The organism is Nonomuraea sp. NPDC050783, assembly GCF_040802095.1.
In the GTDB taxonomy this organism is placed as follows: domain Bacteria; phylum Actinomycetota; class Actinomycetes; order Streptosporangiales; family Streptosporangiaceae; genus Nonomuraea.
Genome location: NZ_JBFAHK010000004.1, coordinates 436143 through 457035 on the forward strand (window position 1 = coordinate 436143; position 20893 = coordinate 457035).

The following is a 20893-nucleotide window of genomic DNA, read 5'->3' on the forward strand; positions in this document are numbered from 1 at the left end:
CGCGGGGCGGCCGGCGGCGCGGGGCGGCTCGTGGCTCAGAAGGCGCGGGCGGCGCTGGCGGCGAGGAACACCAGCGCGAACGTGGCCACCCCGGCCGCCCCGTGCAGCGTCACCGCCAGCAGGGGCAGCCCGCCGGCTCCGTCGCCGTGCCGTCCGGTGCCGAGCCACCGCGTGAACATCACGAACCCCAGCAGCGCCGTGGCCGCCAGCCCGGCGGTGGCCAGCCAGGCCAGCGCCCGTACGCCGGTGACCAGCGCGGCCGCCCAGCAGGCCAGCGCCGACACCGCCAGCGCGGGATGGGACAGGATCAGTGCCAGGGGAAAGGGCGTGACCTTGGCGCGGCGCACGCCGCCGCGCGCGACCCAGAAGTGGAGGAGATATGCCCCTGCGGCAGCGGCGACCGTTCCCGTCGCGGCGGTGACCAGCCCCACGGGCCCTCCCCTGTCCGTTCCATGCCTCTCGTCACGTTAAGTAGAGAACCCCCCTTATGTCGTTGATACCGGGAAGTGCGGTTGTCAACGATCGCCGGCCACGCCAGGCGCCGTCAGCCGGCTTCCAGAACGAAGAACAGGAAGCTCAGGAACCTCGCCCCGGTGATCCCGCGGAACTCCTCGGGGAACAGTTCGCGGGCTTCCGGCACGAACGGCGGTTCGCTGATGACGCTGATGCGAAAGCCGGCCTCGGTGAAGGCATCGGTCATCGCGTGCAGCGGCCGGTCCCAGAAGCGCATCCGGGTGGTCCGCCCGCCCATGGTCCATTCGTCGGTCCGGGCCCGGGTTCCGAAGTACCTGGGCTTCTCCCCGGCCAGGTGCTGCCAGAGGGTGACGGAGAAGGGATGGTCGACCGAGACGAGGAGCCGGCCGCCAGGTCTCAGCACGCGTCGCAGCTCGGCCAGTGCCGGCCCCCAATCCTCCAGGTAGTGCAGCACCAGCGACGCGATGACGTCGTCGAAGGTGTCATCGGGGAAGGGCAGCGGGCCGGCCAGGTCGGCGGCCCGCAGGTCCGCGTCGGCGCCCAGCCGCCGTCGGGCCATCTCCAGCATCCCGGCGCTCGCGTCGATGCCGGTGACGACGGCGCCCCGATCGCGCAGCTCGGCGAACAGGGGGCCCGAGCCGCAACCGGCGTCGAGGATGCGCCGGCCGGTCACGTCGCCGGCGAGTTCCAGCATCGCGGGACGCTCGTAGTACGCGTTCAGGAGGCCGGTCTCGTTCTCGGCCGTGTACCCCTCGGCGATGGTGTCGTAGTCGTTGAACCGGGACGGATGGGCAGTCTCACCGTGATCCTCGGGTATGGCGGGCATGCGGGCCATTGTGGACCAGCAGGCTCGGCGGCACAGACATATGGCCCGTTCGCCGTGACTGAGCGCTTCGAGCGCTCCCACGCCCGGGAAGCCAGGGACGGACGGGACGTGCCGGAGGGTTGTCGGTGGCGTGTGCCAAGGTAGAGGAGTGCGGCGCATCTACCCCGACATCGGTGACAATCCAGACATCCCCCAGGCGTACGCCTACCCCGAGCACCGGCCGTGGCTGCGGCTCAACATGGTGGCCAGCGCCGACGGCGCGGCCTGGCTCGACGGGCGCTCGGGCGGGCTGTCGAGCAGCGGCGACAAGCGCATCTTCCAGATCCTGCGCGGCCTGTCCGACGTGGTGCTGGCGGGCGCGGAGACCGTGCGCAAGGAGGGCTACGGCCCCATCGAGCCGCGCGAGTCGTGGGCGGGGCTCCGCGCGGGCCGCCCCGCCGTGCCGCCGATCGCGGTCGTCTCCCGCAGCCTCGACCTCGACCCCGGGCACGCGCTGTTCACCGAGGCCACCATCAGCCCGACCATCGTCATCACCTGCGAGGCCGCCCCGCGCGAGCGGCGGGCGGCGCTGGCCGGGCGGTGCGACCTCATCGTGGCCGGCGAGGAGAGCGTCGATCTGCGCGAGGGCGTGGCACGGCTGCACGAGCGCGGCCTGACCCGCATCCTGTGCGAGGGCGGCCCCCGGATCAACGCCCAGCTCTCGGCCGGCGGCCTGGTCGACGAGCTGTGCCTGACGATCAGCCCGCTGCTGGTCGGCGGCGGCGCGGCCCGCATCCAGAACGGCGAGCTCGCGCGGGTCGGCCTCTCCCTCGTCCAGGTGCTGGAGGAAGAGGGAGTCCTGTTCTGCAAGTACGCCAAGGAGAAGGAGCCCGACGCATGACCGAGCCGACCAAGCCGTCGAGGCCGACGCGATCGGCGAAGCCGGCCGAGGAACCCGCGCCGGGGCCCGCGCCGGAGCCGGTGCCCGGCCTGGTGGTGCGCCCGCCCGTGCCGCCGATGCTGGCCAAGCCGGTCAAGGCCATGCCCGCGCAGGACGGCGGCCTGTTCTACGAGCCGAAGTGGGACGGCTTCCGCTGCATCATCTTCCGCGACGGCGACGAGGTCTACCTCGGCAGCCGCAACGAGCGGCCGTTCACCCGCTACTTCCCCGAGCTGGTCGAGGCGGCCAGGGCCGAGCTGCCCGACAAGGTGGTGATCGACGGCGAGATCGTGCTGCCCCGGGGTACGCAGCTCGACTTCGACGCGCTGCAGCAGCGCATCCATCCGGCCGCGTCGCGGGTGAAGCTGCTGTCGGAGCAGACGCCCGCCCAGTTCGTCGCCTTCGACCTGCTGGCCGTCGGCGAGGAGTCGCTGATGGAGGCGCCGTTCGCCGAGCGCCGGGCGCGGCTGGTGGAGCTGTTCCCTGAGAAGGGCGGCTCGATCCGGCTGACCCCGGTGACCACCGACGAGGCGCGGGCCCGCCAGTGGTTCGAGACGTTCGAGGGCGCGGGGCTCGACGGCATCATCGTCAAGCCCGGCGACCAGCCGTACGCGCCGGACAAGCGCACGATGTTCAAGGTCAAGCACGAGCGCACGGCCGACGTCGTGGTGTGCGGCTACCGCGAGCACAAGTCGGGGCCGGTCGTCGGCTCGCTGCTGCTCGGCCTCTACGGCGACGACGGCAGGCTGCACCACGTCGGGGTGGCGGCGTCGTTCCCGATGGCGCGCCGGGCCGAGCTGGTGGAGGAGCTGCGTCCGCTCGTCGCCGAGCTGAGCGAGCACCCGTGGGGGCACTGGGCCGAGGCCGCGCAGGCCGGCATCGGCCAGCCGGCGCCCGGGCCGTCGCGGGGCGGGCAGCGGGTGCCGGGCGCGGTGTCGCGGTGGAACGCCAAGAAGGACCTGTCGTTCATCCCGCTGCGGCCCGAGCGGGTGATGGAGGTCGCCTACGACCAGATGGAGGGCGACCGGTTCCGGCACACGGCGCAGTTCCGGCGGTGGCGGCCCGACCGCACGCCGCAGTCGTGCACGTACGAGCAGCTCGAACGGCCCGTCAGTTACGACCTCGACGACATCCTTGCGCGCTGAGCCGGTGCCCTGTCTAGGCTCGGTGCATGAGCACCGGCGATGAGTTAAAGGCCGCCATGTCCGCCCGCCGCGACCTCGGGCCCGACTTCGAGGACGCCATCGTGGAGTCGTTCCTCGACAAGATGGGCCAGGAGGTCGACCGGCGGGTGGACGAGCGGCTGGCCCAGGTCGCGCCGCGGGCCGCGGCCCGGCAGGGGGCGGGCGACGGGCAGCGGCTCGCCCTGGCGATCGTCTCCCTCTGCCTGGGCACGATCATGACGCTGGCCGTGATGTTCTCGGGCGACACGCCGATGAGCTTCATCGTGCCCGTGTGGGTCGGGATCATCATCGTCAACGTGGTCTTCAACGGCAACCGGGGGAAGGGCTGACCGCCGGGCCGCCAGCCGCCGGTGGCGGGTGCCGTCACTCCAGCCAGATGAGGCCGGCGAAGCGGCCGCCCGGCTGCTCGCGGCGGTGGGAGTAGAGCTCCCCCGACTCGATCGTGCAGCGCGCGTCGTGCCGCACCTCCGTCAGGCCCGCCGCCCTGAGCTGGGCCTCGATGCCGGCCCGCAGGTCGAGCGCCGGCGTCCGCCACGACGTCTCCGACCAGGTCTGCGGCATCCGCGCGGCGACGCGCTCGCGCAGCTCGGCGGGCACCTCGTAGCAGCGGCCGCACGCGCCGGGGCCGACCAGCGCGACCATCCGGCCCGGCTCGGCGCCCTTGGCCGTCATGGCCTCCACCAGGGCCGTGGCGATGCCCGCCTCGGTGCCGGGACGGCCGGAGTGGGCGGCCCCCACCATGCGCGCCACCGGATCGGCCACCAGCACCGCCGGGCAGTCGGCGCCGAGCGAGGCCAGCGCCAGCCGGGGCTCGGTGGTGAACACGCCGTCCAGCGGCGGCGGGTCGTCGCCGAAGGGCTCGCTCACGTACGCGATGTCGGTGCCGTGGACCTGCCGCATGTAGACCACGGCCCGCACGCCCAGCTCGGCCACGACGCCCGCGCGGTTGGCGCGCACGGCCGCCGGGTCGTCGCCGACCATGCCGCCGAGGTTGCGCGAGCCGTAGGGCGGGGCGCTGACGCCCCCGTGCCGGTCGGTGACGGCGACGCGCACTCCGGGGGCCAGCTGCATGTCTAGATCCTAGAGCCCCGGCGGGGGGCGGGTGGTGGCGCGGTGGTGGGTCGGATGGGGTTTGCCCCCTTTCGGCGACAGCGAGGGTGGGGCGTGCGATGATGATCGTGCCATGCCCGCCATACCCGCAGCCGCCCCGGCCACCGCTGCGACCGCCGCTGCGACCGCCGCTGCGACCGCTGTCCCGGCTGCCGCTGCGACCGCTGTCCCGGCTGCCACTGCGGCCGTTGCTCCGGCTGCCGCTCCGGCTGCCGTTGCGAACGGCGTTCCGGTCGCTGGGTCTCGTGGAGGCGCCCCGGGAGCGCTCGCCGAGGGGGCCGGGGTTCCGCTGCGCGGGGCGCGGGCCGGGGTGTTCGCGGCGGTCTCGGTGTTGCTCGGCCTGGCGGCCCACCTGCTGCCGGGCGGGTCGGTGTCGATGGCCTGGCTGCTGCCGGCGTGGGGCGTGGCGTTCGTGCCGGCGTACCTGCTGGCGGGGCGGGAGCGCTCGTTACCGGTCATCGTGACGGCGCTGGCCGCCACGCAGGTCGCGTTGCACCTGCTGTTCTCCTCGGCGCACGCCGTCGAGGCGGCGGTGGCCGGCGGGCACGCGCACGCCGGCTCCGGGCTGGTGCCGGGTCTCGGCATGCTGACCACGCACGCCTGGGCGGTCGTGCTGACGGCGGTGTGGCTGGCCCGTTGCGAGGCGGCCGTCTGGGCGGTGCTGCGCCGGCTGGCCGTCCGGTTGTTCGTCGCGGTAGTGGCGGCCGTCGTGCCGGTCGCCCGGCAGGTCCTGGCCGTTCCGGCGTCCCGGCGGCCGGTGATCCTGCGCCCGGCCCTGCTCGGTCATGAGATGGGCCGGCGCGGTCCTCCCCTTCGCCGCGCCGTGCTCGTGCCCGCCTGATCCTGCCGTCGTCCACGGCCCGGCGGGCCCTTTCCGACCTCTTCTGTCGTTCTCACGCCCCCGGACGGGGGTGTCCTCGGCGTGCGCGCCCTCGGTGGCGACCGCCGAGCCGTTCCACAGCGAACCGTGCCGGCTTGAGCCGGATGAAGGGCTTTGTCATGTTCTCGCGTACCAGTAAGGCCACCGCGATCCGCGTCACCGGCCTCGGCCTCGTCGCCGCCGCCGCCGTCCTGACCGCCTGCGGCTCCCCGCGGCAGGCGGCGCCGGCCGCCGCCCCTGCCGCCGCCACCACCGCTCCCGCGACCGCGCCGGCCGGGCCGGCGCTCGCCATCACCGACCCCTGGGTCAAGACCGCCGAGAAGGGCATGAGCGCCGCCTTCGGCACCCTGGTCAACAACACCGGCTCCGACATCGTCGTGGTCTCGGGCACCACGCCGCTGTCGCCCGAGGTGGAGCTGCACGAGGTGGTGGAGTCGGACGGGAAGATGGTCATGCGGCCCAAGAAGGGCGGTTTCGTCATCCCCGCGCACGGTTCCCACGAGCTCAAGCCCGGCGGTGACCACATCATGCTGATGAACATCGTCGAGCAGGTACGGCCGGGCGCGGAGGTGCGCTTCACCCTCACGCTCAAGGACGGCGGCACCTTCAGCTTCACCGCCCTCGGCAAGGACTTCGCCGGGGCCAAGGAGGACTACCAGCCGGGCTCGGGCATGCACATGGGCGGCGGGAATGGCTGAGCGGCGGCGGCCCGCCGGGCAGGGCGCCGAGAGCCCGGCCTGGCTGACCCGGCGCGGGTTGCTGAGCGGAGGCGCGCTGGCCGCCGCCGCCACGGTGACCGGCGGCGCCCCGGCCGGGGCCGCGGCGACCAGCTCCCCGCCCGGGGCCGCAGCGACCGGCTCACCGCCCGGGGCCGCGGCGACCGGCGGCCCGGCCGGCGCCGGACCCGCGAGCGGTGGCACGAGCGGCCCCGCGGGCGGCGCGGTGGAGCCCTTCCACGGGCCGCACCAGGCGGGGGTGGCCACGCCACCGCAGGCCCACGCCGTCTTCGTCGCCTTCGACCTGCGCAAGGGCGTCGATCGGGAGGCGCTGGCGCGGATGATGCGGCTGCTGACCGACGACGCCCGCCGCCTCACCCAGGGGCGGCCCGCGCTGGCCGACACCGAGCCGGAGCTGGCGGCGCTGCCCGCCCGGCTGAGCGTGACCTTCGGCTTCGGGCCGCGGTTCTTCGACGCCGCCGGCGTGGCGGAGCACCGCCCGGGGTCCGTGGCCGCGCTGCCCGCGTTCGCGATCGACCGGCTGCAGCCCCGCTGGAGCGGCGGCGACCTGCTGGTGCAGATCTGCTCCGACGACCCGCTCACCGTCACCCACACGCTGCGCATGATCGTCAAGGACGCCCGCGCGTTCGGCAGGGTGCGCTGGACGCAGCGCGGGTTCCGCCGCGCCGCCCACAGCCAGCCCGGCGGCATGACCCAGCGCAACGTCATGGGCCAGCTCGACGGCACCGTCAACCCGGTCCCCGGCACGGCGGACTTCGACCGCGCGGTGTGGATCGCGGACGGCCCGCTGCGCGGCGGCACCACCCTGGTCCTGCGGCGCATCCGGGCCGAGCTGGAGACCTGGGACGCCGCCGACACCGTGGCCAAGGAGTTCACCGTGGGCCGCCGCCTGTCCGACGGCGCTCCGCTGACCGGCCGGTACGAGCGGGACGCCCCGGACCTCGACCGGCTCACCCCGGCGGGCTTCCCGGTCATCTCCGAGTTCGCCCACATCCGCCGCGCCCACGTCGCCGACCCGGCGCTGCGCATCCTGCGCCGGGTCTACAACTACGACGAGGGCGTGGCGGCCGACGGCACCGCCGACGCGGGGCTGCTGTTCGCCTCCTACCAGGCCGACGTCGCCCGCCAGTTCGTCCCGATCCAGCGGCGGCTGGCCGAGGCGGACCTGCTCAACGAGTGGACCACGCCGATCGGCTCGGCCGTCTTCGCCGTCCCGCCGGGCTGCGGCCCGGACGGCTGGATCGGCCAGACCCTGCTGGCCTGATCGGGGCACCCCGGTACGGGAGGGCGCGGCCGGCTCTCCCGTACCGGCCATGCCGGGTGCCGATGGGGTTGAACCGGGCGGGGCCGCGCCGCGTACCTGGGCACGATCGGCACCCGCCGGGGTCCAGAAAGTTGCGTGAGATGAAGCGTCTGCGGTCCTTCGTGGCGTCCGGCCTGCTCCTGCTGGGCGCGGTCCTGGCGGTGTCCACGATCCTCGCTCCGGCCTCCACGGGGACGGCGGCGGCCGGACACCGGCACCGGGCCGGGCCCCTGCCGGTGGCCGGGCTCGACCGGATCCTGGCCGCCGTCGCGTGCCGGCATCCCGAGGTGCAGGTGGACGCCGCCGAGCTGCACGAGGTGGCCTGCCGCTCGGCCGCCGGGCGGTACACCGTGATGACCTTCGCCACCTCGCGGGGGGAGAGCTCCTGGCTCGGCGAGGCGGAGCCGTACGGCGGGACGTACCTCGTCGGTGACCGGTGGGCCGTCGTGTCCACCCCGGCCCTGCTGGACGGGCTGCGCGCCCGGCTCGGCGGGCGGATCGAGGGCGGGCCGGGGAGCGGGCCGGGGAGCCATCACTGAGCGGCGCCGCCTGGCCTCCGCCATCAAGCAAGCATATGCTTGGTTACGTGCCTGACTTTCGCAACCTCATCGGCGGCGAGCTGACCGCCGCGGCCCGCACGATGGAGACGGTGGACCCGAGCACCGGCGAGGCGTGGGCCCGCGTCCCGGCCGGTGGCCCCGAGGAGGCCGGGGCCGCCGTGGCCGCCGCCCGCGCGGCGTTCCCCGCCTGGGCCGCGCTGCCCGCCCCGGCCCGCGCCCGCCACCTGCGCGAGGTCTCGGAGCTGTTCGGCCGGCACGCCGAGGAGCTGGCCCGGCTGGAGACCCGCGACAACGGCCGCGTGCTGCGCGACACGCTGCGCAAGGACCTGCCGGGCATGGCGTTCCTGTGGCAGCTCGCGGCCGGGCAGTGCCTGGACGCGGTCACCGGCGACACCGTCGTACTGGGCCCGGACACGCTCGGCATGACCCGGCGCGAGCCGTACGGGGTGGTGGTCTGCATCATCCCGTGGAACTCCCCCATCTCCACCTTCTCGGCCAAGGCCGCGTACGCGCTGGCGGCCGGCAACACCGTCGTGGTCAAGCCCGCCGAGCAGGCGAGCGCGTCGGTGCTGCGGCTGGGCGAGCTGCTGGCCGGGGTGTTCCCGCCCGGCGTGCTCAACATCGTCAGCGGCCTCGGCGAGGAGGCCGGCGACGCCCTCGTACGCCACCGCGACGTCGCCAAGATCAGCCTCACCGGCTCCACCGAGACCGGCCGGGCGATCACCCGGGCCTCGGCGGACGCGCTGAAGCCGATGACGTTCGAGCTGGGCGGCAAGTCCCCCAACATCGTCTTCCCTGACGCCGACCTGGACGCCGCCACCCTGGGCGTCACCGTGAACTCGATCTACACCGGCAACGCCGGGCAGGTGTGCGTGGCCGGCTCGCGCATCCTCCTGCACCGCTCGATCTGGGACGAGATGCTGGGCCGGATCAGGGACGTGTGCGCCGGGCTGGTGCTGGACGACCCCCAGGACCTGCGGACCACGATGGGGCCCATCGTGTCGGCCGGGCAGTTCGAGCGCGTGACCTCCTACCTGGAGCTGGCGGAGAAGGAGGGCGCGCGGCTGGTGTTCGGCGGGCGCAGTGGCGCGGAGGTGGTGCCGGGGCTGCCGGGGGGCTACTGGGTGGAGCCGACGTTGTTCGCGACGGAGGACAACGCGCTGCGGATCTGCCAGGAGGAGATCTTCGGGCCGGTGGCGGTGGCGTTGCCGTTCGACAGCGACGAGCAGGCACTGGAGATCGCCAACGACTCGGCGTACGGGCTGGCGGCCGGCGTGTGGACCCGTGACCTGGGGCGGGCGCACCGGTTCGTCCGGGATCTGCGCAGCGGGACGGTGTGGGTGAACACCTTCCGGCAGATGCCGCCCGGGCTGCCGTTCGGGGGCGTCAAGGACAGCGGCTACGGCCACGATTCGGTCCTGGAGTTCACCCGGGAAAAGGCAGCCGTTATCCAGATCTAGTCGGATAGAGTTCCGCCTCATGAGCGAGGGGATCAAGGATCGGGCGGAGCACGGGCTGTCGGAGGCGGCCGCCCGGTCGCGGGCGTCGGTGCTGCGGAGCCGTGCCGAATCGTACATCGCCCTGTCGCGGCACGACGCGGCGATCGCGGATCTCACCGAGGCGATCGCCCTGGTGCCCGACAGCGCCCGCGCCTGGCGCCTGCGCGGCGAGAGCCACCGCGTGCTCGAACGGTACGAGGCCGCGCTGACGGACTTCGACGAGTCGCTGAAGCTGGAGCCCGACAACGCCTACGCCCTCGGCTCGCGCGGCCAGACCTACGCGGCCATGGGCCGCATGGAAGAGGCCATGACCGACTTCGAGCACGCCCTCACCATCACGCCCGACTCGTTGTGGATCCTGGAGGCGAAGGCGGACGCCCTGGTGGACCTCGACCGCCTCGACGAGGCCCTGGACGAGCACGCGAAGATCATCGCGTTGAACGGCGAGCAGCCGTACCCGTGGGTGGCCCGCGGCGACCTCTACCAGCGCCTCGACCTGTACGCCGAGGCCATCGACGACTACACCAAGGCCCTGGCCCTCGACCCCGCGCACGTACGCGCCCTGAGCCGGCGCGGCGAGGCCCTGCGCATGATCGACCGCTACGAGGAGGCGCTGGCCGACCTCAACCGCGCCCTGGAGCTGGACCCCGGCAACGACCGGGCGCTGGGCAGCAGGGGCGCGGTGCTGAGCGAGCTGGGCGACAACGAGGCGGCCCTGCGCGACCTGGACCAGGCCATCGAGCTGGACCCCGAGTACGTCTGGGCGTACCGGGTGCGGGGCGAGATCCTCCAGGAGCTGGACCGCCACGAGGAGGCGGTGGCCGACTTCACGCAGGCGCTGCACCTGGAGTTCGGCGACTGAGCCACTCCAGCGCGCCGGGCGCGGCGTGGAGCACCGAGATGTGACCGTCGCCGGGGAGCAGGCGCAGCTCGGCGCCCGGGCAGTGGCGGGCCAGCCACTCGCCGTGCGCGGCGGGGATCACGCGGTCCTCGGTGCCGTGCAGGATCAGCACAGGGACGGCGATCCCGGACGGGTCGCAGCCCCAGGGGGCGACGTAGGAGAGGTCGTCGTCGACCGGGCCGGGGCCGTCGGGGCCGGCGGCGAGGGCCGGCTCGACGACCTCGCCGAACCAGGACCACTCGCCGCCGAGGGCCTGGTGGTCGGCCGGGGTGAACATCTCGGGGTCGTAGCCCGCCTCCGCCTCGTGGCGCCGCTTCGCGGCCCGGCCCGCCAGCGCGGCACGCAGGGACGCCTGGCCCGAGGGGCACATGCCGGCGAACCAGTCGAGGCCCTCGGCGCCGTACGGGGCCGGGCCGGACACGTCCACCGCCGCCAGGACGCGCTCCGGCAGCAGGGCGGCGCAGGCCAGGGCGTACGCGCCGCCGCCGGAGTGCCCCATCACCGCGAAGCGGCCCACGCCCAGGGCGTCGGCCACCTGGGTGGCGAGGGCGGCGGCGGAGGCGAGGTCGCGGCCGGGAGCGGGCGTGGAGGTGCCGTAGCCGGGACGGTCGTAGGAGATCCAGCGGATGCCGAGCCGGGCGGAGGCCGCGAGCAGCGGGGCCGGGGGCGTGCCGATGTTGGGCGTGCCGTGGTGCCAGAGGATCGTCAGCCGGTGCGCGCCGGAAGGCCCGCCGGGGGCCGCGGTGTCGTAGACGTGGAGGGTGCGGCCGTCGCCGAGCCGCATGTCGAGCTCTCTCAGCATCCGGCGAGCCTAACCACTGTCGAACAAGTGCGCTAGTCTGCTCCCGCTCTCCTCGCCGGGCCGCGGGGGGCGGGACCGGCGAGGAGAGCCTTGGGAGCGGGCTGTCAGAGGGCGAGCAGGGCGGTCGCCGGCAGGCGCCCGCCGAAGGACAGCGGGCGGAAGGCGACGCGGAGCAGGGCCCGCGCGTTGTCGTCGCCCGCGATGCGGTTGGCACTGAGCCCGCCGCACGACTGGCAGTGGTGGATGATCAGCCACTCCCCGTCCGGCCGGACGGTGACGCTCAGCGCCGCCATCCGGCCCCGGCAGCCCGCCCGCCGGTCACCCGGTACGCGGTGATCGACGTGCAGGCTGGTCAGGCAGTGCGGGCAGTGGTTGCGGTGCGCGGTGCCGGGCGCGGACATGGGCACGTCCAGCCGGCAGCCGACGCAGCGGAACGCGTCCCCGCGCTCGCCGTGCCGGACCGGGCTCTTGCGCCGTTGCGGCCGTTGCCCACGGCCAGGGTTCCTCCTGGGCATGTCACAGATCACCGAACGCCTCAAGGGGGAACGGCGGCTGCGCGAGCGGGCGTACCGCCATGCGCATGAGGATGAGCTGGTTGTCGTCCCCGCAGATGGGGTTGGACGTGAGTTCGCCGCAGCGGGTGCAGCGGTGGATGATCATCCAGTCACCGGTACGGAGGACCGCGATCGAGATCGGGATCATCCGCGACCGGCACTCGGACGGGCCGCCCTCCACCCGGTCGAGCACGTGCAGCGAGTGCAGGCAGCTCGGGCAGTGGTTGCGGCGCGTGCCGTCGGGCGCGGTGGCGGTCACGGTGAGGCCGCAGCGCACGCACGGGAAGGTGTCGGTGGTGGAGACGGTGGAACGAGGTTTGCCGTTGCTGGACAACGCGGGTGGCTCCTTGCCGGAAGAAGGTCGATGAACGTCGGCGGCTGCGGCGAAGATGCGCCTGGCGAGCGCCGCGCGAGAGCGCGCGGGCACGCCGGTGCCGCGGGCGGTCGTCCTCCGGCCGGTCGGGAGCGAGGGTCAGAGGCGGAAGGCGCCGGCAGCACGTCGGGGCGCACACCGCAGGGTGACGGTCATAAACGCACTCCCTCCGTGGGCGGCACGACGGCCCGCCCGGCTGCTCTTCCTCCATCCGGCACTGACAGATCGGAGGGTAGCGGGGGCGGGCCGCGGGCCGCCAACGGTTTTTCGCCGGCCGGGCGGGCCGGCTGCCGCGCGATCCGCGATCCGCGATCCGCGATCAGCTCTTCGCGCCCGGGTAGTACGGGGCCGCCAGGTGGGCGTAGACGATCGTGTTGTCGCGGTAGCTGTGCGCCTGCCGGTCGAACGTCCCGCCGCACGTCACCAGCCGCAGGCCCGGATAGGAGAGCTTGCCGTAGACCTTCCTGGCGGGGAAGCCCGACTTCGGCGCGTGCTCGACCCGGTCCACGACGAACACCGCCACCGAGCGGTCGGCGCGCAGCACCTGGACCTGGTCGCCGCGCCTGACGTCCTTGAGCCGGGCGAAGACGGCGGGGCCGCTCCTGGTGTCGAGGTGGCCGGTGATGACGGCGGCGCCGCGCTGGCCGGGGACGGGGGCGTAGCGGTACCAGCCGGCCAGGTTCGGCTGGTCGAGCGGGGGGTTCTGGATGGCGCCCCGGGCGTCCAGGCCCAGCTCCATGAGCGGTGCCGCCACGCCTGCGGACGGGATGTAGACGGCGGTGGGGCGGGCGGCCCTCATCGGCCGGGCTACCTTGCCCACGGGCAGCGGGCCGGTGACGGGCGCGGCCCCGGGTGGAGCCTGGCGCGCCGCCGTGGCCGTCTCCCCCGCCGGGGCGGGCGCGCTCGCGGGCTCGCCACCGTTCCCGGCGATGCCACTGAGCCCGAACGCGATCAGCGACACCCCGGCCAACGTGACACCCCCGGCCAACCCCCAGATCCCCCACTGCCCCCGACCCCCCTGCGAAGAGGGAAGCGAAGCCCCACCGGAACGCCCATGCGTCTCGGACGCCGCCCCACCGGAACGGCCGGACGTGCCGGATGGCGCTTCGCCGGGGTCGGCGGGGGCGGTGGGCGGGGCGGGCTGTGTGCCGTCGGAGGGGGTCATGCCGTCAGGGGGTGGTCCGGCGGCGGCGTACCGCGAAGCCGGTCAGGCCCGCGCCCGCGAGCAGGGCCGTGCCGCCCGCCGCGAACGGCCACGCCGCCCCCTCCTCGGCCAGGCCGCCCCCTCCGGTCTCCGGGTGGCCGCGCGGGATCCGGTGCTCGCGCTGCCCCGCCGGCCGCCACGGCCGGTCCGATACGACGGGACCGGGCTGGGAGGGCCACGAGTCCTGCGGGGCGGGCGCGTCGGACCAGGTGTCACCGGGCGCCGGAGCAGCGGGCCAGGAGTCGTCGGGCATGGTGTCATCGGGCACGGTGCCGTCAGGAACGGTGCCATCAGGAACGGTGGCGCCAGGAACGGTGCCGCCAGGAAGGGTAGCGCCGGGCGCGGGGGCGTTCGACCAGGAGTCGTCGGGCGCGGGCTCGGCCGGCCAGGAGTCGCCCCCGCCGTGGTGGCCCCGCCGGGAGCCGTCCGTACCCGCCCGCGGGTCGCCCGGGGCCTGGCCGCCGGACCAGGAAGCGTCGTCCGGCTCGTCGCAGAGGGCCGGCAGCGGCAGGACGCAGTCGGGCCTCGTGCCCGGCACCCGAGGAGCGGCCCCGGTGGAGGCGGCTGTGGAGGCGGCGGAGGCCGCCGTGGACGCGCCGGTGGTGGCGGCGGCCGCGGTGCCGAGACCGGCGGCCAGGCTCACCCCTGCCACCACGAAGGCCGTCACCGCTCCAGCGGCCGAGAGACGTCGCGCTCTTGCCATGGAAGGCTCCCGAAGAGATCGGCTGTCGCCCCCGATGCCCTAGAGAGCCTTGCGGACTATTGGACCGAGCGTCAAGTAATGTGACCGAAGCGAAACAGGCCAATACGGACTGTGGGGTGTTTGGCTTCCGCCCGCCGTGGCAGGGGGAACGGAGCTAAGGGGGACAAACGCCATGACCAATCCACAACAGCCCGAACTTCGCAGATCAGGAAAATCAGCCACCGAGTCCAAGTCCGCGAACGGCATGCCCGACACCCGGAGCGGCACCAAGCCCTCGGGCCGTGCCCACGGCACCGACAAGGGCAACAAGGGCGGCGGCAAGGGCGGCGGCGTGCCGCCCGACCAGCAGCCTCCGCACCCGGAGTGAGGCGGGCCGTGAAGGGAAGCCTCCAGTTCATCGGCAACGCCACCACGCTGATCCGCTACAACGGCTTCACGCTGCTGACGGATCCCAACTTCCTGCACCGGGGCCAGCGCGCCTACCTCGGCCACGGCCTGTTCTCGCGCCGCCGCACCGACCCGGCGGTGGAGATCGAGGACCTGCCGCCGCTGGACGCGGTGGTGCTGTCCCACATGCACGGCGACCACTGGGACCGGGTGGCCCGCAAGGGCCTGGACCGGGACACCCCGATCGTGACCACCCTCTCGGCGGCGGGCAAGCTCCGCCGCCAGGGGTTCGGCCAGAGCGTGGGCCTGCGGCAGTGGCAGCAGCACGAGCTGCGTAACGCGCACGGCACCGTCACGATCACGGCGCTGCCCGCCAAGCACGCGCCGGGGCCGATGGAGCGGCTGCTGCCGCCCGTCATCGGCACGATGCTGGAGTTTCGTGACCGCGAGGGACGGGTGGAGCTACGCCTGCACATCAGCGGGGACACGCTGCTCGACCGCCGCCTGGACGCGATCCCGCGCCGCTTCCCGGACATCGACCTGGCGCTCGTCCACCTGGGCGGCACCAAGCTGCTCGGGGCCGTGCTGGTGACCATGGACGGCGAGCAGGGCGCCTCCTGGGTGAACCTGCTCAACCCGCGCACGGTCGTACCGGTCCACTACGACGACTACACCGTCTTCACCTCCCCACTGGACGACTTCCGGCACCACGTCGAGCAGGCGGGCCTCGGCGACCGGATCGTCTACCTGGAGCGAGGCGAGACCCGGGAGCTCGCGCCCCACCACATCGCCCGCCACTGACGACGCGCTCGTCAGGGCGACGCGCTCATCAGGGCGACGCGCTCATCAGGGCGACGCGCTCGTCGGAAGGCCCGGCGGGCCCTTCGTGGACGTCGAGCGGCCGGCCGGACAGGTCATCGACCACCTGCCCGGCCCGCCGCCACCGGCTCTCGCCCAGCACCTGGGGCACCTCCACACCCCGCGGAAGGAGCGCGAGCGCCCGGGTGAGCGCCCGCTCCGCCCGCATCACGGGGAGCGGGCTCGTCCACATGCGGCCCACCGGACCGCACCACGCCAGCATCGCGACGGACCCGTCCGCCACCGGCCGCGCCAGCTCGGCCGCCGTGGACGCCCGCAGGTCGCCCCGGACCCGATGCCCCACGGCCACCCACGTGATGATCGCCCCGGGGCCGAGCGTCGGGTCGTAACCTCTGCGCCGCTCCCGAGAAGCGGCGGGATCGGGCGGCGGCGGGCGGAAGCCGTGCGGCAGGTACCAGCCGGCGCATACGACCGTGCCGGCCAGCTCGAAGACGCGGCGGAACCGCGCGACCGCCTCCGCCATCGCCTCCGCCGGGTAGCCCCAGCCCGCGCGCTCGGCGACGAGCAGCGCCTCGGCCCGGGTGAATACGCGTTCATCGGCGACCGGGCCCCGGTACAGCGCGTGGAAGCCGGCGGCGGGCATGTCAGTCGGTCGCTCTGGCCCGGCTGGGCTGCACGCGCATCGGCTCGCCGGGCATCTTCGGGTAGTTGGGGGGATAGGACAGGTCGCCGCGGTCGTCCTTGGTGTACAGCTCCAGCAGCGGCTCGATCGAGTAGGCCCGCTCGTCGATGGCCGCGTGCACGTCGCCGACCTCGGCGAAGCGGGCGGGGACGGTGCGGATGTCGAAGTCGCGCGGATCGGCGTCGGCCAGCTCGTCCCAGGTCAGCGGGGTGGAGACGGGCGCGTGCGGCTGGGCCCTGACGGAGTAGGCGCTGACCACGGTGCGGTCGCGCGCGTTCTGGTTGTAGTCGATGAAGACCCGCTCGCCGCGCTCCTCCTTCCACCAGGCCGTGGTGACCAGGCCGGGGTCGCGCTCCTCGACCGCCCGGGCCAGGGCGATGCCGGCGTGGCGGACCTGGACGAAGTCCCAGCGCGGCTCGATGCGTACGGCGATGTGCACGCCGCGGTTGCCCGAGGTCTTGACGAAGCCGGACATGCCCAGCTCGCCCAGGACGTCTCTGGTCAGGAAGGCGGCCCGGCGCGCGGCGTCGAACTCCAGGCCGGGCTGCGGGTCCAGGTCGACGCGCAGCTCGTCGGGGTGCTCGACGTCGGCGGCCCGCACCTGCCAGGGGTGGAAGTCGATGGTGCCGAGGTTGGCGCAGTAGGCCAGGGTGGCGACCTCGGTGACGCGGATGGACCGGGCCGTCCGGCCGCTCGGGAAGGTGACCTCGGCCGACTCCAGCCAGTCGGGGTGCTTGGGCGGCATGCGTTTCTGGTAGATCGCCTCGGTCTGGATGCCGTCGGGGTGGCGCTTGATGTTGGTCGGGCGGTCGCGCAACGCCCGCAGCGCGCCCTCGCCGACGCTCACGTAATACTCCACCAGCTCGCGCTTCGTGACGCCGAGCTGCGGGAAGTAGACCTTGTCGGGATTGGTGACCTTGACGGTCCGCTCCCCCACCTGGAGCTCGATGAACGGCGATGCCATGCCCAGGAACCTACATTCCCGCGCCGACAAAATCGCCCCGACGAGCGGCGGGCGAGCGGGCATGCGGGCGAGCGGGCAGGTAGGCGAGCGGGCAGGTAGGCGGGCGGGCAGGTAGGCGGGCGGCGGGCGAGCAGGGTGGGCCCGCCCCGGAGCACTTCTCGGTGGCGGGACCGAGGGCTCGACAGGGCGGGCCTGCAGACCGCCCGCCACCGTTCCGGGCGCTGGCGCGCCACCCGGTCGGCCGTTGCGATCCCCCCAGCGGCGCCAGCACGGGCGTGGGCTGCGCCGCTCTGCGGGACCTGCGGACGATCTCACCCCTTCGCAGGAGGCGATGACACCCCCTTACCGACAAAGACGCGAATTCTCCCCCGAATGGATGCTTCGACCTGCGGAGATCTCTTTTTGCCGGATCTGGTACTTCGGCTGTCTCGTACTCTGGTCGTATGGAAAAGGTCGTCAAGAGCGAGGCCGAGTGGCGGTCCGAGCTCTCCCCGGAGGAGTACCACGTCCTCAGGGAGGCCGGGACCGAGCGCCCGTTCACGGGGGAGTACGTCGACACCAAGGTGGAGGGCGTCTACTCGTGCCGCGCGTGCGGGGCCGAGTTGTTCCGTTCCGACACGAAGTTCGAGTCCCACTGCGGGTGGCCGAGCTTCTACGCTCCCTCCGAGTCCGACGCCGTGAAGCTGATCGAGGACCGCAGTCACGGCATGGTCCGCACCGAGGTCCGGTGCGCCCGGTGTGACTCCCACCTGGGGCACGTCTTCCACGGCGAGGGTTACCCGACGCCGACCGATGATCGTTACTGCATCAACTCGGTCTCGCTGCGGCTCCAGCCCAAGGCGTGATCGACTAGCGACTCCGCGTACCGACCGGTGGCCACGGGTAGACCCTCCCGCGTGCGGTTCATTCATCTCCGCCACCGCTGGATGACGATCGAGACCATCGGTCGGGTCGTCACCCAGCGGTGTGAGGTGTGCGGGAAGACCCGCGTACGGGTGCGGTGAGCCTCCGCGCCTCCGTCGCCCCTCCCCTGTTTCTGTCCCTGTCAGCCCGGGGCCGGGTGGGTGACCGTACAACCGCGGTCGGAGGGGCCGAGGATGTTGGCGAGGACGGGGTTGCCGTTCCCCCCGAACCTCGCGTGGACGAACACCACCGGCCGGCGCACCCCGGCGGCGCGCAGGTAGTCCAGGCCGCGTTCGCACAGGGTGATCGCGGTCGGGGAGTTGTGCGCGGACTCCGGCAGGTTCGTGTAGATGCGGAGGTATCCGCCGACGGTGCGGATGTCCGTCATGCGGCGCAGGGCTTTGTCGTCCGGGCCCCAGTTGCCGCGGAAGTAGTCCAGCGCCCGGTGGTCGGTGTGCGACGAGGGGCCGTCGGCGCGGTGGCCGTCGGTGTCGCCCGTGCCCGGCACGGCGGGCGTCCCCTCGCCCTGGGGAGGGAGGGCGCCCGCGATCGCGTTCGGGCCGGTGGCCGTGGCCGGAGCGGGCGCCGAGAGCCGGCGCTGCCCGCCTGGTCCGCCCGGTCCGCCTGGTCCGTCCAGCCGGTCCTGGTCGTCCGGGTCCTGGGCGCCCTCGCGGCCGGTGGCCCCTTTCGGGCCGGTCGTGCTCTTCGTGCCGACGGTCCCCCGCGCTCCCGCCGTCCGTAGCGGGCCCGCGGTCCGTCCGGACGGGCCGGGCTGCACGGGTGCCGCCTGCCCGACCCCGGGCCCCCCGGACGCCTGGGCGCCCGTCCGCGATCCCGCGCCGCTCCGCCCGCGTGCCGTCGCGCCCGGGTCGCCCTGCCCGGCGCCCCCGCCCGGGGACGTGCCCGGCCCGGAACCCGCCAGTGACCCGGAGCCCGCCGGCGTGCCGCCGGTCACCCCGCTGACGCCCGCCATGCCTGCCGCTCCCCCGGCCAATACCAACGCGCCCAGCACCACGGCCACCACCGGCCGCGTCCGCCGCCCCGGACCTCGTACCCCGCGCCGCCCCGGACCTCGTACCCCGCGCCGCCCCCGCTCCTCCCCGCTCTCACGCCGCGGTTCCTCCCTGCTCCCACGCCGCGGCTCCTCACCGCCCTCGCGCCGCGGCTCCTCACCGGCTCCGCGCCGCCGCGCTCCTCGCGACCGGCCTGCCGCATGCCGCCCGCCAGCGTGCCGTCCCCTCGCCCGCCGCCCGTCCGCGTCCCGCCCGTCCGCGTCCCGCCCGTCCGCGTCCCGCCCGGCGGCGTGCCGCTCGGCAGCGCGGCCGGCCTCTTCGGATGGCTCCACCCGTCCTCCTCCACACCCCGTCCGGATGCCGTCGGCGAGTCGCCGGCTCGGGGCTTGCCGGTGTAGGACGCGTACGATCACACTACGGTTGTGGCCCGGGACGAGATCCTGAGATGTCGCGGCCTGCGCAAGACGTTCGGCGACCTCGTGGCGGTGGACGGCGTCGGCTTCACCGTCGCCGCAGGCGAGACGTACGGCCTGCTCGGCCCCGGGGGCGCGGGGAAGACCACCACCCTCGCGATGATCGCCGGCACCCTGCACCGCGACGGCGGAGAGGTGCTGGTCCGTGGCCGCCCCCACGACCCGTCCCGCCCCTGGGGCAGGCGCCGCGTTGGCTACGTCCCCCAGGAGCCGTTGCCGGCCCTCTCCCCCGGCCTCACCGGCCGCGAGAACCTGCGCCTGCTCGCCCGCCGCCACGGGCTGGGCCGCGCGCGGGCCCGCCGCCGCGCCGATGAGGTCCTGGAGGCCGTCGGCCTCACCGGCCGGGCGGGGCAGGCCGTCAAGGCGTACTCGGACGGCACGATGCGCCGCCTCCGTCTCGGCGTCGGCCTCCTGCTCCGTCCCCGCCTGCTGATCCTGGACGAGCCCACCGCCGGCCTCGATCCGCGCGGCCGCGACGCCGTCCTGGCGAGCCTCGCCACGCTGGCGGGCGAGGGCGTCGCGATCCTCTGCGCGACCCGTCGCGTGGCCGAGGCCGGGCGCCTCTGCGACCGGGTCGGCCTCGTCGATCTCGGCCGGATCAGGGCCGAGTGCACCCGCGCGGAGCTGGCCGGCCCGGCCGCCGAACTGGACCGGATCACGCTGACCGTGGACGGCCGGCCCGACGTGCCCGCGCTGCTGGCGCTGCCCGGGGTCCGCGAGGCCACCGGGCACGAGGGCCACGTGGACGTCATGACCGAGGACGCCGGCCGGGCCCTGCCCGGGGTGCTGGCGGCGGCCGCGGGCGCGGGCATGGCGGTGCGCGCGGCCGAGGTGTACGAGCCGGCCCTGGAGTCGGTGTTCGTGCGCCTCACGGGCGGGCCGCCACGGGGCTGACCCGCGCAAGGCCAGGCCGTGGTGGCTACGGCAGGGCGTTGACCAGCTCGCGCACCGGCTTGCGGGCGCCGGTGTAGAACGGGATCTCGACGCGGGTGTGGCGGCGGGCCTGGGCGCCGCGCAGCGTACGCATGAGATCGACGATGCGGTGCAGCTCGTCGGCCTCGAACGCCAGCATCCACTCGTAGTCGTTGAGCGAGAAGCAGGCGACGGTGTTGGCCCGCACGTCGGGGTAGTCGCGTGCCATCCGGCCGTGCTCGGCCAGCATCGCCCGCCGCTCGGAGTCGTCGAGGAGGTACCACTCGTAGGAGCGGACGAACGGGTAGACGCTCACGTACGCGCGCGGCTCCTCCTCGGCGAGGAAGGCCGGGATGTGCGACTTGTTGAACTCGGCCGGCCGGTGCAGCGCCATCGCCGACCAGACGGGCCTGCTGTGGCGGCCCAGCGCGGTGCGGCGGAAGCGGGAGTAGACGTCCTGGAGGTCCTCGGGGGCGGGCGCGTGCCACCAGAACATGAAGTCGGCGTCGGCCCGCAGCCCGGCCACGTCGTAGACCCCCCTGGTCACGACGTCCTTGCCGGCGGCCTGCTCCAGCAGCTCCTCGACCTCGCCCGCCAGGCCGTCGCGATCGGCGGGGCACGGGTCGGTCACCTGGAAGACCGACCACATGGTGTAACGGATCACCTGGTTGAGATCGCGGGCCTTGAGCCGCGGGGCTCCCTCTGTCATGG

The 20893-nt window shown here is 74.3% G+C and carries 25 protein-coding genes; 13 read left to right on the forward strand and 12 right to left on the reverse strand.

From position 1 onward, the window contains the following. Window positions 1–35: 35 nt before the first annotated feature. Entirely contained in the window at window positions 36–431 is a 396-nt protein-coding gene (locus tag AB0H75_RS13425) for a hypothetical protein (protein WP_367795367.1), read from the reverse strand. A 113-nt stretch (window positions 432–544) separates the two neighbouring features. Beyond that, window positions 545–1300, reverse strand: coding sequence for a class I SAM-dependent methyltransferase (locus AB0H75_RS13430; RefSeq protein WP_367795370.1), 756 nt, complete (start codon window positions 1298–1300; stop codon window positions 545–547). A gap of 148 nt (window positions 1301–1448) precedes the next feature. On the opposite strand from AB0H75_RS13430, the gene AB0H75_RS13435 reads away from it, so the two are divergent. From AB0H75_RS13435 to AB0H75_RS13445, 3 genes are read left to right on the forward strand one after another with little or no spacing between them, the layout of a single operon-like run. Continuing rightward, complete coding sequence (locus AB0H75_RS13435; RefSeq protein ID WP_367795373.1) at window positions 1449–2180, forward strand: pyrimidine reductase family protein; 732 nt, start codon at window positions 1449–1451, stop codon at window positions 2178–2180. Then, window positions 2177–3364 (forward strand): ATP-dependent DNA ligase, encoded by a 1188-nt coding sequence (locus tag AB0H75_RS13440; protein ID WP_367795376.1) that lies wholly within the window; start codon window positions 2177–2179, stop codon window positions 3362–3364. Before AB0H75_RS13435 ends, AB0H75_RS13440 begins: the two co-directional genes overlap by 4 nt. Before the next feature lie 26 nt (window positions 3365–3390). Next, complete coding sequence (locus tag AB0H75_RS13445) at window positions 3391–3732, forward strand: hypothetical protein (protein ID WP_367795379.1); 342 nt, start codon at window positions 3391–3393, stop codon at window positions 3730–3732. A 34-nt stretch (window positions 3733–3766) separates the two neighbouring features. Here AB0H75_RS13445 and pgeF read toward each other — a convergent pair whose 3' ends face one another. Beyond that, window positions 3767–4474: a peptidoglycan editing factor PgeF gene (gene pgeF, locus AB0H75_RS13450; protein ID WP_367795382.1), complete on the reverse strand. Its 708-nt coding sequence runs from the start codon at window positions 4472–4474 to the stop codon at window positions 3767–3769. 349 nt (window positions 4475–4823) lie between these two features. Between pgeF and AB0H75_RS13455 the strand changes: the two genes are divergently transcribed. The 6 genes from AB0H75_RS13455 (at window position 4824) to AB0H75_RS13480 (ending at window position 10354) form a co-directional block, all read left to right on the forward strand. Further along, the gene (locus AB0H75_RS13455) at window positions 4824–5354 is read left to right on the forward strand and encodes an MFS transporter (RefSeq protein WP_367795385.1); all 531 of its coding nucleotides are present in this window, start codon (window positions 4824–4826) and stop codon (window positions 5352–5354) included. Window positions 5355–5512: 158 nt separating this feature from the next. Then, complete coding sequence (locus tag AB0H75_RS13460; protein WP_367795387.1) at window positions 5513–6091, forward strand: copper chaperone PCu(A)C; 579 nt, start codon at window positions 5513–5515, stop codon at window positions 6089–6091. After that, entirely contained in the window at window positions 6084–7394 is a 1311-nt protein-coding gene (locus AB0H75_RS13465; RefSeq protein WP_367795390.1) for a Dyp-type peroxidase, read from the forward strand. Before AB0H75_RS13460 ends, AB0H75_RS13465 begins: the two co-directional genes overlap by 8 nt. A gap of 140 nt (window positions 7395–7534) precedes the next feature. Then, on the forward strand, window positions 7535–7972 hold the full coding sequence (locus tag AB0H75_RS13470) for a hypothetical protein (RefSeq protein ID WP_367795393.1): 438 nt from the start codon (window positions 7535–7537) through the stop codon (window positions 7970–7972). 47 nt (window positions 7973–8019) lie between these two features. Further along, window positions 8020–9453: an aldehyde dehydrogenase family protein gene (locus tag AB0H75_RS13475; protein ID WP_367795396.1), complete on the forward strand. Its 1434-nt coding sequence runs from the start codon at window positions 8020–8022 to the stop codon at window positions 9451–9453. Window positions 9454–9472: 19 nt separating this feature from the next. Further along, complete coding sequence (locus AB0H75_RS13480; protein ID WP_367795399.1) at window positions 9473–10354, forward strand: tetratricopeptide repeat protein; 882 nt, start codon at window positions 9473–9475, stop codon at window positions 10352–10354. Here the strand turns inward: AB0H75_RS13480 and AB0H75_RS13485 are convergent. From AB0H75_RS13485 to AB0H75_RS13505, 5 genes are all read right to left on the reverse strand, one after another. Continuing rightward, window positions 10320–11195 carry an alpha/beta fold hydrolase gene (locus AB0H75_RS13485; protein ID WP_367795402.1) on the reverse strand — a complete coding sequence of 292 codons (876 nt, stop codon included), beginning with the start codon at window positions 11193–11195 and terminating at the stop codon, window positions 10320–10322. The two genes, AB0H75_RS13480 and AB0H75_RS13485, sit on opposite strands and share 35 nt — an antisense overlap. A 104-nt stretch (window positions 11196–11299) precedes the next feature. Continuing rightward, window positions 11300–11710, reverse strand: coding sequence for an RNHCP domain-containing protein (locus AB0H75_RS13490; protein ID WP_367795405.1), 411 nt, complete (start codon window positions 11708–11710; stop codon window positions 11300–11302). 1 nt (window position 11711) lies between these two features. After that, the gene (locus tag AB0H75_RS13495; RefSeq protein ID WP_367795408.1) at window positions 11712–12083 is read right to left on the reverse strand and encodes an RNHCP domain-containing protein; all 372 of its coding nucleotides are present in this window, start codon (window positions 12081–12083) and stop codon (window positions 11712–11714) included. 358 nt (window positions 12084–12441) lie between these two features. After that, window positions 12442–13083 (reverse strand): class F sortase, encoded by a 642-nt coding sequence (locus tag AB0H75_RS13500; RefSeq protein ID WP_367795411.1) that lies wholly within the window; start codon window positions 13081–13083, stop codon window positions 12442–12444. Between the two features lie 208 nt (window positions 13084–13291). Next, the gene (locus AB0H75_RS13505; protein ID WP_367795414.1) at window positions 13292–14029 is read right to left on the reverse strand and encodes a hypothetical protein; all 738 of its coding nucleotides are present in this window, start codon (window positions 14027–14029) and stop codon (window positions 13292–13294) included. A 172-nt stretch (window positions 14030–14201) separates the two neighbouring features. On the opposite strand from AB0H75_RS13505, the gene AB0H75_RS13510 reads away from it, so the two are divergent. Both AB0H75_RS13510 and AB0H75_RS13515 read left to right on the forward strand, forming a co-directional pair. After that, window positions 14202–14396: a hypothetical protein gene (locus AB0H75_RS13510; protein WP_367795416.1), complete on the forward strand. Its 195-nt coding sequence runs from the start codon at window positions 14202–14204 to the stop codon at window positions 14394–14396. Between the two features lie 8 nt (window positions 14397–14404). After that, window positions 14405–15217 carry an MBL fold metallo-hydrolase gene (locus AB0H75_RS13515; protein WP_367795419.1) on the forward strand — a complete coding sequence of 271 codons (813 nt, stop codon included), beginning with the start codon at window positions 14405–14407 and terminating at the stop codon, window positions 15215–15217. A 28-nt stretch (window positions 15218–15245) separates the two neighbouring features. On the opposite strand, the gene AB0H75_RS13520 is transcribed toward AB0H75_RS13515, so the two are convergent. Next, a complete protein-coding gene (locus AB0H75_RS13520; protein WP_367795422.1) occupies window positions 15246–15878 on the reverse strand; it encodes a hypothetical protein in 633 nt (210 codons plus the stop codon). Between the two features lies 1 nt (window position 15879). Beyond that, complete coding sequence (gene ligD / locus AB0H75_RS13525) at window positions 15880–16881, reverse strand: non-homologous end-joining DNA ligase (RefSeq protein WP_367795424.1); 1002 nt, start codon at window positions 16879–16881, stop codon at window positions 15880–15882. 443 nt (window positions 16882–17324) lie between these two features. Between ligD and msrB the strand changes: the two genes are divergently transcribed. Further along, complete coding sequence (msrB, locus tag AB0H75_RS13530; protein ID WP_367795427.1) at window positions 17325–17726, forward strand: peptide-methionine (R)-S-oxide reductase MsrB; 402 nt, start codon at window positions 17325–17327, stop codon at window positions 17724–17726. A gap of 200 nt (window positions 17727–17926) precedes the next feature. Here msrB and AB0H75_RS13535 read toward each other — a convergent pair whose 3' ends face one another. After that, complete coding sequence (locus AB0H75_RS13535; RefSeq protein WP_367795430.1) at window positions 17927–18757, reverse strand: hypothetical protein; 831 nt, start codon at window positions 18755–18757, stop codon at window positions 17927–17929. Window positions 18758–19219: 462 nt separating this feature from the next. Here AB0H75_RS13535 and AB0H75_RS13540 point away from each other — a divergent pair, with 462 nt between their 5' ends. Further along, entirely contained in the window at window positions 19220–20164 is a 945-nt protein-coding gene (locus tag AB0H75_RS13540; protein ID WP_367795433.1) for an ABC transporter ATP-binding protein, read from the forward strand. A 25-nt stretch (window positions 20165–20189) separates the two neighbouring features. Here AB0H75_RS13540 and hemQ read toward each other — a convergent pair whose 3' ends face one another. Further along, window positions 20190–20891, reverse strand: coding sequence for a hydrogen peroxide-dependent heme synthase (gene hemQ / locus AB0H75_RS13545; protein WP_367795436.1), 702 nt, complete (start codon window positions 20889–20891; stop codon window positions 20190–20192). Between the last annotated feature and the right edge of the window lie 2 nt (window positions 20892–20893).